Annotated in this window: 3 protein-coding genes; 2 read left to right on the top strand and 1 reads right to left on the bottom strand. The window is 62.2% G+C overall.

Features of this window, described 5'->3' with window-relative positions:
- Together EN925_RS32695 and EN925_RS32690 are read left to right on the top strand one after the other, a co-directional pair.
- Window positions 1-270 (top strand): hypothetical protein (locus EN925_RS32695; protein WP_348630377.1); only part of this gene is annotated, 270 nt, incomplete at its 5' end.
- A 232-nt stretch (window positions 271-502) separates the two neighbouring features.
- On the top strand, window positions 503-1,450 hold the full coding sequence (locus EN925_RS32690; RefSeq protein ID WP_127370350.1) for an alpha/beta hydrolase: 948 nt from the start codon (window positions 503-505) through the stop codon (window positions 1,448-1,450).
- Window positions 1,451-1,477: 27 nt separating this feature from the next.
- Here EN925_RS32690 and EN925_RS32685 read toward each other — a convergent pair.
- On the bottom strand, window positions 1,478-2,240 hold a 763-nt coding region (locus tag EN925_RS32685), incomplete at its 5' end, for a LysR substrate-binding domain-containing protein (RefSeq protein ID WP_128337235.1).

Below are 2,240 nucleotides of genomic sequence, written 5' to 3'. Positions count from 1 at the left end.
ATACATGGCAGGCGCATTCAACCGGCATCGAACGGCAGGCAGGAAATATCTTTCAGCCGCTGCAACGCTCCAGGGGAGACAACGATGTCAATGCTCGAAAGCCTGAGCCGCTATGGCACCGCCATCAGACAAGCCCATGACCGCAGCAAGGCGCGGCGCCTGCTGAACAGCCTGCCGCCCGAAATCCAGAAGGACATCGGCTGGCCGGTGTCGCCGCGATCCAGTGAAAGGGCATCCCTCAGCAACGCTATCTGGAGCGCCGCGCGCTGATGACCTTCGCCGACAAATGCAAATTGCTCGGCATGCGCCGGGAACCTCGCATGTCCCCGGCGACCACCAGCAACCGGCTGCGAGCCGCACTTTTACCGCGTCGCTGACCACTGCGGCGCGGATCAAACCGCCGTGTAGACGCGGGCGCAAATCTTGACATTTTCAGCCACGGCACAATCTTTCGATCTAGGGGGTTCTCTTAGTCGGCTTTGGCCGAAGTTCGTGTATTCGCATGCCAAGTTTGAAAAGCCATGTCGTGTCTTTTGTCTTGCGGCACAGCCGTAAGCAGGCATTTGCCAGTCCGGAAAATCTGCAGCGCTGGATCGCGGCCGCGCGCAAGACCGAGAACCACCGGCCGCCCGCCTCGCTACACCAGCGTCTCGACATCGAGATGCATACGGTCGATGGCTTCCCCGTATACGAAATCCCACCCAAGTCCGGCGAACAGAAGCGGATTCTCTACTTGCACGGCGGCGCCTATGTCTTTGAAATCACGCCCTATCATTGGCACCTGATTGCCGACATGGCGGATCGGTTGGGCTACGCAATCACGGTGCCGATCTATCCAATCGCTCCCGAACATGATTTCCACGCCATGTTCGGAATGGTTGGCGATGTTTACCGGCAGATGCTCGCCGAGACGGAGGCCGAGGACATCGTCTTCATGGGCGATTCCGCCGGCGGCAACATGGCTGTGGTGCTGACCATGATGGCCGCCGAAGAAGGACTGTCCCTGCCGTCACGACATGTGCTCATTTCGCCGGGTCTCGACGTGTCGCTCACCAATCCCGCAGTGTTCGAGGCGGAACGCAACGACCCTTGGCTGGGCATAGCTGGCGGACGAGAGGCGATTCGTCTGTACAGTGCCGGCATCGATCCCAGCGACTGGCATATCAGCCCGGTCTATGGAGATCTGTCAGTGCTGCCAAGAACACTGCTTTTGACAGGCTCGCGCGATCTTTTGACGCCCGACAATCTGATCTTCGCGGAAAAAGCCCGCGCCGCCGGCGTTGAAATCGATCTTGTCTATGAGGAAGGCATGTTCCACGTCTGGCCGCTGATCGACATGCCGGAGGCCCGGCGCGCCCGCGAGCGCATCGTCGAATTTCTCGGGGAGAGCCGGATCGTGCAAGACACGAGAGTAAGGCCTGAACAGCGCCCCGCCGAAGCGGCGGAGTAGCTCTATATTGTCGTCCTTACCAGCCGGTCAGAACTTGCCGGTTTCCCGGAACACTTCGAAGGTCGCGCGGATGTGGTCGGCGACGGCCTTGACCGGCGCGCTGGCGTCCGGCGCCACCACCATCGCCAGATTGTAGGTGCCGATGTCGGGCATGCCGTCCTTCGGGCAGAGTTCGACCATGTCGTTGCCGAGAAACGACTTCGGCAGCGGCGCCACGGCGAGATCGGACATGATCGCGGCGCGCTGGCCGGCTGTGTGCGCGCTCATATAGGCGATGCGGTAGTTGCGGCCCTCGCGGCCAAGCGCATCGAGCGCTCCGGCGCGCCAGGCGCAGCCCTCTTCCCAAAGCGACACCGGCAAGGGCTCGCGCAAATGCGCGCAGCCACCCTTGGCGCCGGCCCAGACAATCGGCTCGGTCAGCAGCACCTCGGCGCCGAGCGCGCTGGTCTTGTAGGAATTGGTCAGCAGCGTGATGTCGAGCGCCCGGTCGTCCATGCGCCGGCGCAGATTGCTGCTCTGGTCGATAGTGACGTCGACGGCGATCGACGGATGCGACTGCGCGAAACGCTTCAGCACATGCGGCAGCACGCGCTCGCCGTAATCGTCCGGCGAACCAAGCCGCACGACACCGACAATCTCGGGAATGATGAACTTCGACACCACCTCGCGGTTGATCGACAGCAGCCGGCGGGCATAGCCGAGCAGCATCTCGCCGTCCGTGGTCAGCGACACCGAGCGGGCGTCGCGCGCGAACACGGAGCGGCCGAGAATGTCCTCCAGCTTCTTGATC

Origin of the sequence: Mesorhizobium sp. M7A.F.Ca.US.006.04.2.1, from assembly GCF_004022915.1 — a bacterium.
GTDB lineage: Bacteria > Pseudomonadota > Alphaproteobacteria > Rhizobiales > Rhizobiaceae > Mesorhizobium > Mesorhizobium ciceri.
The sequence above is the reverse complement of the archived record's forward strand: the minus strand, read 5'-3'. Positions and strand labels throughout refer to the sequence as shown.

What these genes read in the sequence shown, in the direction of transcription:
- EN925_RS32690 (WP_127370350.1), top strand. Translation starts at nt 503, where the DNA reads ATGCCAAGTTTGAAAAGCCATGTCGTGTCTTTTGTCTTGCGGCACAGC.